6 protein-coding genes are annotated in these 7,854 nt (G+C 35.6%); 3 read left to right on the plus strand and 3 right to left on the minus strand.

Features of this window, described 5'->3' with window-relative positions; genetic code table 11:
- A partial coding sequence (locus ACY65O_RS19280) for a phosphohexomutase domain-containing protein (protein ID WP_462222487.1) occupies positions 1-510 on the minus strand: 510 nt, incomplete at its 3' end.
- Between the two features lie 228 nt (positions 511-738).
- Between ACY65O_RS19280 and ACY65O_RS19285 the strand changes: the two genes are divergently transcribed.
- Entirely contained in the window at positions 739-1,476 is a 738-nt protein-coding gene (locus ACY65O_RS19285) for a class I SAM-dependent methyltransferase (RefSeq protein ID WP_462222488.1), read from the plus strand.
- 190 nt (positions 1,477-1,666) lie between these two features.
- Here the strand turns inward: ACY65O_RS19285 and ACY65O_RS19290 are convergent, their stop codons facing one another.
- Positions 1,667-3,646, minus strand: coding sequence for an LTA synthase family protein (locus ACY65O_RS19290; RefSeq protein WP_462222489.1), 1,980 nt, complete (start codon positions 3,644-3,646; stop codon positions 1,667-1,669).
- Between the two features lie 69 nt (positions 3,647-3,715).
- Entirely contained in the window at positions 3,716-5,722 is a 2,007-nt protein-coding gene (locus ACY65O_RS19295; RefSeq protein ID WP_462222490.1) for an LTA synthase family protein, read from the minus strand.
- Between the two features lie 205 nt (positions 5,723-5,927).
- Here ACY65O_RS19295 and ACY65O_RS19300 point away from each other — a divergent pair, with 205 nt between their 5' ends.
- Together ACY65O_RS19300 and ACY65O_RS19305 are read left to right on the plus strand one after the other, a co-directional pair.
- A complete protein-coding gene (locus ACY65O_RS19300; RefSeq protein WP_462222491.1) occupies positions 5,928-6,494 on the plus strand; it encodes a phosphatase PAP2 family protein in 567 nt (188 codons plus the stop codon).
- Positions 6,495-6,496: 2 nt separating this feature from the next.
- Complete coding sequence (locus ACY65O_RS19305; protein WP_462222492.1) at positions 6,497-7,795, plus strand: hemolysin family protein; 1,299 nt, start codon at positions 6,497-6,499, stop codon at positions 7,793-7,795.
- Positions 7,796-7,854 lie beyond the last annotated feature (59 nt).

Below are 7,854 nucleotides of genomic sequence, written 5' to 3' on the forward strand. Positions count from 1 at the left end.
TAATGCGTAATTTACAACAGCATCAATATGTTGTTGTAAGGCTGTTTCATCTTTGGTGTAAGTACCCAATTTATCTACCGGGGCAAAATTAAAATCTTCTGCTGCGGCTACGTCTAAAATAAACTTTCCTTCGTCACTGCTGATAAATTCGCCTTTGTTATTTAATAATTTTAAAGCGTTCCATTCTTTTGGGTTGTGGCTTGCCGTTAGTATAATGCCGCCGGCTGCGTTTTCAAATTTTACAGCCATTTCTACAGTGGGTGTGGTGCTAAGGCCAAGATCAACAACATCTAAACCTAATCCCATCAAAGTATTTACTACAAGGCTGCTTACCATTTCGCCACTTATTCTGCCGTCACGGCCAATAATAATTTTATGATTATCGCTTTGCTGCATCAGCCAGGTGCCATAGGCGGCAGAAAATTTAACAACATCAAGCGGTGTAAGGTTATCATTTGTTTTTCCGCCGATAGTACCTCTTATTCCGGATATACTTTTTATCAGTGCCATACGCTGCTATTTTAGGGATGGTAAAGATAAGAAAATTTACCCCTACATGCTAAAGTGAAACGATTGCGTTAATATTTTTATTTATTTTATTTTTTGCAGTTTGCTTTTTTTGGTTATTGTACATCTCGTTTAGAAGTTTAGGGTTTAGGTGTTTAGTCCCTAGGTGTTGGCAAAAAATCGCAGCTAAACTTCTAAACCCTATACTTCTAAACCTTTACCTTTGCCTGCATGCAACAACCCTGGTTTAAAGATTGGTTTAATTCACCCTACTATCATCAACTCTATTTTAACAGGGATGAACATGAAGCTGCTGCATTTATTGATAAACTTATAGATTATCTAAAACCTTCTAGCGGCAGCACTATGTTAGATGTTGCCTGTGGTAAAGGCAGGCACTCTATTCAGTTAGCAGGCAAAGGTTTTGATGTTACCGGAATTGATTTAAGCGAAGACAGCATTGATGAAGCATTAAAAAGTGAGGCGGAGAATTTACATTTTTACCGGCACGATATGCGCTTGCCTTTCTGGATAAATTATTTTGATTATGCTTTTAATTTTTTTACCAGCTTTGGTTATTTTAAAACCAGGCGGGAGCATGATAATGGCATAAGAACTATTGCACAGGCTATAAAACCCGGCGGTTGTTTTGTGATGGATTATTTGAATGTACATTATGCCGAAGATCATTTGGTGCACCAGTCGGAAAGAGAAATTGACGGGATAAATTTTTTTATTACCAAGTGGTTTGATGAAACACATTTTTATAAAAAAATAATTATTGAAGATGAGTGTATGAAAGAACCAATGATTTATACAGAGAAAGTTGCTAAATTTTCTTTAGGAGATTTTACTGAAATGTTTGCTTACCAGGGCATGCAGATACAGGAAGTTTTTGGCGATTATAATTTTGCTAATTATGATGTAAGAAAAACACCGAGGCTGATAATGATTGCGAAGAAGTCGTGAATGGTGAATGGTGAGTAGTGAATTGTGAATGGGCAATGCTTGCCAGTATTATGCTTTTTATTCTATAATGATAACCTCAATTACAACCTCCACTAATTTTTTAACTATGTGAGTTGATAAAGGCAATATATAATTTCATACTGCTATTCACCATTGACCATTCACCATTGGTCACTCACCATTCCCGCCCTCATTTTTTCCGGTTATTTACCAGCATCCATTTACTGGTTTCAAAAATGGCAGAAGTTAATTGCGATAATTTATTTTTTATAGAATCTGATTGCTGTATGGTAAGCGTTGGTAAGCCGTCTTTTACCGGCACCAATTCCTGCTGATTGATGTTGATGTTTTTTATAAAATAATAATCATTTGTAACTACACCGATATTTCCTTCATCGTGATGAATGATAAATGCAGCATTTAAAATATTATGCTGATTAATAACATCTCTGCCTAAAGTGGTGTTGGTATAAGGCTCATGTATCATTCCTGCAAGAGTGGGTAACAAATCAATTTGCGAAACAGTATAGTTGTATGTTGCAGGTTGCAGCAATGATGGGGCATAATACAGCAACGGCACATGCTCATCACTTAAACGGTGAGAGTTCCATGCTTTTGGATATACGGCGCCTGATTCGCCTTCTACACCATGATCTCCTACAAAAACAAAAATGGTGTTACTAAAATACGTTTCTTGTTTTGCAGCTTCCATAAATTGTTTAAAACAAAAATCGGTATAACAAAAAGCCTGGTATTCTTCCTGCGATTCAAAACCATTTTTTTTCAAAATCTCTTTATCAACTATTTCACAGCTAAATGCTTTTTCATTAACAGGTATCATGTAAGGACGGTGGTTATGTGCTGTTTGAATTACTGCAAAAAAAGGTTTGGTCTGCTGTTTTAGAACATCACCGGCTTCGGTAAATAAATCCCTGTCGCTAATGCCCCATACATTTATTTCAGGCGATTTGTATTTTCCTTTTTCATAAATATTGACGCCTTCTACATTACCCATCAATCCACGAAAATTATTAAACTGGCTTCTGCCTCCAATAAAATAAAATTTTTCGTAGCCTTCAAAATTATTGATGATGGTTTGCTGGTTTACAGCCTCGGGGTTTTGGGTAGAAAATTTTGCTAACTGCACATCGGGTATGCCGGTAATTGTGGCAAAAATTCCACGGGCCGTACCAAAACTTGGTGTAAAACAACGGTTGAAAAAAACACCTTCTTTACACAATTGATTAAAGTAGGGCGTGCTGTTTAATTTGTTGCCGCTCATACTGCTTTTGTACATGCTGAAACTTTCGCAAAGCACCAACACCACGTTGGGCTTACTTTCCAGGCTGCGGCTGTTGGGCAGCACTGTTCTTTCGTAATTATATTTTAATTGGGTGATGGAATCTAATTGCAGGTAATCAGCAATGACCGAATAATATTTTGCTGCACCGCTCGTATTAAAATCGGGCTTGCGTTGTTTTAAAGAAGTAATAAAATTTTGAAATGGATTTAATGCCAGGTAACTTTTAAAATTATCATTCAGTTTGTAAGCATCCTGCCTTGTCAATGGTTTTAATTGTAAAAAGCCAAATACAAACCAAAACATAATTAACAGCGCCAGTAAATACCAGCGGCGCTTATATTCAAACTTGTGCCAGTAATTATTGGCATCAACTGTACCATGTGTACGCCGGAATAATTTTGCTGTAAAAAAAACAGCAATACCCAGGCCAATTAAAATCCAGATGATGGGATACGATTGCCAAACCATGCGTATCATTTCGTACGGATCATCTTTAAAATTTAATGCACTTGCACCAATCCTTGTATGGTTGTAACTGAAGTTACCAAAATCGGCACCATAAAAAAACATGATGAGTAATGTGACGATGGATAAATAAATAGTCCAAACTTTTTTTGTTCTTGCTGAATGAAAAGGCGAAAATCTTTTAAATATAGATAATACAATAATAGGGGAGAGTACGATGGCTATCCAGCGTAAATCGTATTTTAGTCCTAACCAAAATGAAGGTCCTAATTCAAAAACGCTGATGGTATTTGGTTTAAAAAGGATTACTGTGGCAATGCGAAAGGCAGTAAACATACACAGGTAGATAATAAATATTTTTATTATCCACTGAATGGTTTTAGAAACTTTCCATTTTTTCATGCTGATTTTTTCCTTAAGCTTAAACAGGTGCAATATAATAATCAATAGGGAGAATTACATTGTTATAATTCACCGCTTCTTATTATTCAGCAATAAGTATTTTGCTGTTTCGTAATAGGCGTCTGTTAATTTAGATAAATAATTTTTAATGCTGTCGGTTTGGGTATTTTTTTCTACCGGATTATTATTTGTTACCGAAACAAAATCCTGATTGCCCGATTTGAAATTTTTTAAAAAATAATATTGATTACTGATTAAGCCTATTGTTTTTTTATCATGATCAATTATAAAAGCAAATTTTTCTCCTCCGAAAACAGACTTATATTCAGACAATGGAATTAAAGTGTCGAATAAATTTCTTCCAAAAGTAGTATTGCGGTAAGGTGTTTTTACAAGAGCTGCCACGGTGGGTAAGATATCTACCTGGCTGCATACTTCATGTATTCTTTTGGGTTTAATTAATTTAGGCGCATAAAAAAGTAAGGGTACATGCTCACAGGTAAGGCCCTGTTCTGTAAAACTTTTAGGAAACATTTCTCCTGCATTTCCTCTTATGCCATGGTCGCCAACAAAAACAAAAATTGTATTATCAAAATATTTTTCTTTTTTTGCCGCTTCCATATATTGCTGGTAACAAAAATCGGTGTAGCGAAATGCATTCATCTCTTCATTGTTCTCAAAACCAAAACGTTTTAAGGAGTCTGTTGAAAAAGATATTTTTTTAAAAGCCCCTTCATCTTCTTTCGGTATGGTATATGGCCGGTGATTATCTGCAGTTTGAATTACTGCAAAAAAAGGTTTGTTTTGTTCTTTTAAAACTTTATTGGCTTCTAAAAATAAATTTTTATCGCTGATGCCCCACACATCAATTTTTGCTGCTTTATAATCCTGCTCTTCATATAATTTTAAACCATTAATGTTGTTGGTTAACAGTCCACGAATGTTTGCCCATGTGGCACTGCCGCCTAAAAAATAAAAGTTGTTGTAATTTTTAAAATCATTAATAATGGTATGCTGATTTACTGCATTGGGGTTGCGGCTTGCGGTGCTGGGGCTTTCCACATCGGGTGTGCCGGTAATGGTTGCCCATACACCACGGGCTGTGCCGTAAGAAGGGGTAAAGCACCTGTCTAAAAAAATACCATTGTTGCACAGCTCATTAAAATAAGGCGTAGTATTTAATGGGTTACCGTACATGCTGCTTTTATAAGCGCTGAAACTTTCGCAGATAACCAATACTACATTGGGTTTAGATGAGGTTGTATCTGCAATAATTGTTTTTCTTTCATAATTTAATTGTGTACTATCGGGCTGCTGTACCCCAAAATAGGATGCCATTAAAGGATAATATTTTTTTACTTTTTTTAAATCATAAGTAGAATTTCTAAAACTTAATGTGCTGAAAAAACTTTGAAAGGGATTAAGCGCCAGATTGGCTTTAAAGTCATCGCTTAAAGTAAAGGCATCGCTCCACCGCAGGGGAAATTGTCCGATCTTTCCAAAAATTAATGCCGCCAGTAAAAAAAAAGAAATAAAATAATATATTGCGCCTCTTCTCTTGTAAAAACTGTCTTTTTGCAAATAGCTGTTGAGCAACCTGCCAAAAATAAATCTTGATAAAATAAATAATATAATAATAGCTATGGTAACTTTTAGTAAAGGATAAGTTTGCCACATCATAGTAAAAGATATGCCGGCATCCTGCAAATAATTTAGTACCGTGGCATTCAGCCGCTGGTGCAAATAATCGAAATGATAAAAATCTATAAAATAAAATAATACCAGCAGGATAAATAAAATGGGCAACAAAAAATTCCAAAAACTTTTTGCTGCAATATTTTTAAACGGGTTTAAAAACGAAGTAGAAGTAAGCAGCAGCATTGCTAAACCAATTATAGCTGCTATCCGGGCATCAAACCGTAAACCCAATAAAAATGCAGAGCCTGAAAATGCTTTAGCAGGAGGGTTGTACTTTAAATAAAATAATAGTCTAAAAATAGTCATAGTAACTAACAGCACTGTTACCACCGAAAATATCCAACGCAATGTTTTGGGAATTCTTTGCAAAAAAAGCATTAATCAATATTTTAGTTAATGTACCTTTCTTGTTTTTATTAATTTAATGAAAACAAGGTTATTAGTAATTCTCAAAACTATTGTTGCAGTTCAGTTCTCCCTTAGGGGTTATGGGCAACAATAGCATCCTTATTACATTTTATCCGGCTGCTAAATTAGTTTAATTATTTTTGGGTGATTATTATTTAACAACCATGTTACATTAATGCAACAACTCCTTACATACGACAGGCAGTTATTTAAACAAATAAATTACTACTGGCACAACAGTTTTTTCGACTGGTTAATGCCCTGGTTGCGTAACTCCAATATGTGGGTGCCTTTATACCTTTTTTTATTGCTTTTGGTTACCGTTAATTTTAAAAAAAATGTATGGTGGTGGGTAATTTTTGCCATTTGTACCGCCATATTAACCGACTTTGTAAGCAGTAAGATTATTAAAGAATACTTTTACCGGCAAAGGCCCTGTAACAATGCTGCTATTGCAGACTGGGTAAGGGTTTTAGTGGCTTACAGGCCACAGAGCAGCAGCTTTACCTCATCGCATGCGGCCAACCATTTTGCTATGGCAACATTTTTATATTTAACTTTAAAAAAGTACTTTGGAAAGTGGCCACTAATATTTTTTTTATGGGCCTTCAGTATATCTTTTGCACAGGTATATGTGGGGGTGCATTACCCACTTGATGTAACTGCAGGGGCAGTAATTGGAATACTTATCGGATATTTGTGCGGAAAATCATACACCGTTAACTACGGATTACTTTATTAACTATGGCGGAAATTATAATATTAACCCTGCTTATCATTTTAAACGGGCTGTTGGTGATGAGCGAAATTGCATTGGTGAGTGCCCGTAAAGCAAGGCTGGAAACTATGGCAAACAAAGGCGATGATAAAGCAAAAGTGGCTTTAGCATTGGCTGCAAATCCGGAAAAATTTTTATCAACAGCGCAAATTTTTATTACGCTTATTGCAATATTAACGGGAGTTTATTCAGGAGAAAAATTTGGGCATTATCTGCAACCGCATTTAGAAGAGATAGCATTTTTAAAACCTTATGCGGCCTCAGTTTCTACAGTTATAATTGTTATTATAGTTACTTTTTTGTCAATTATTTTTGGCGAGTTGATTCCTAAAAGATTAGGAATGCTGCAGGCAGAAAAAATTGCCAGGCAGGTTGCTGCACCAATGAATTTTTTGTCTGTAGTTACTTATCCCATTGTTTGGTTACTCTCTAAAATTTCGTACCTCATTTTTAAATTATTTAATGTAAAAACTGCAAAGGATAACAGTGTAACAGAGGAAGAAATTAAAGCCATGATTACCGAAGGCAGTGAACACGGCGCTATTGAAGAAGAAGAAAAAGATATTATTGAAAGATTGTTTCATTTAGGCGACAGAAATATTACATCGCTGATGACACACCGTACAGATATTGCCTGGTTTGATGGCAGCGAAACGGTGCAGCACGTAAAAGATAAAATGGACAGCGTTATTTACAGCAGCTATCCGGTTTGCGAAGAAACGGTAGATAATATTAAAGGGATCATCAGTATAAAAGATTTATTAAAAGCTGAGCCCGGTAAATTATTAAAAGATATTGCAAAGCCGGCTTTGTTTGTGCCCGAAAATAATACCGCTTACCAGTTGCTGGAAAAATTTAAACAAACAAAAATTCACAGCTGCTTTATTGTAAACGAATACGGCACACTGGAAGGCATGATAACACTGAATGATATTTTAGAAGCAATTGTTGGGGATGTGCCGCAAACCGGCCAGGATGAATATGAAATAACAGAAAGAGCTGATGGTACTTATTTAGTAGATGCACAAATTCCTTTTTATAATTTTTTAAGCAGGTTTGAAAAAACTGACTGGATGAATGAGGCAGAACATGATTTTGATACGCTTGCCGGTTTTGTTTTACACGAACTGGAGCACATTCCTAAAACCGGTGAAACATTTGAATGGCGGGGTTTTTCTTTTGAAATAATTGATATGGACGGGCAAAGAATTGATAAATTATTATTAAAAATTTCGGAAGAAATAAAAGAAGAAATGGATGAGTAGGCAATGGGCAATGGGCAATGGGCAATGGGCAATGGGCAATGGGCAATGTGAAATGGGCA

It is taken from the genome of Ferruginibacter sp., from assembly GCF_031430955.1.
Classification (GTDB): domain Bacteria; phylum Bacteroidota; class Bacteroidia; order Chitinophagales; family Chitinophagaceae; genus Ferruginibacter.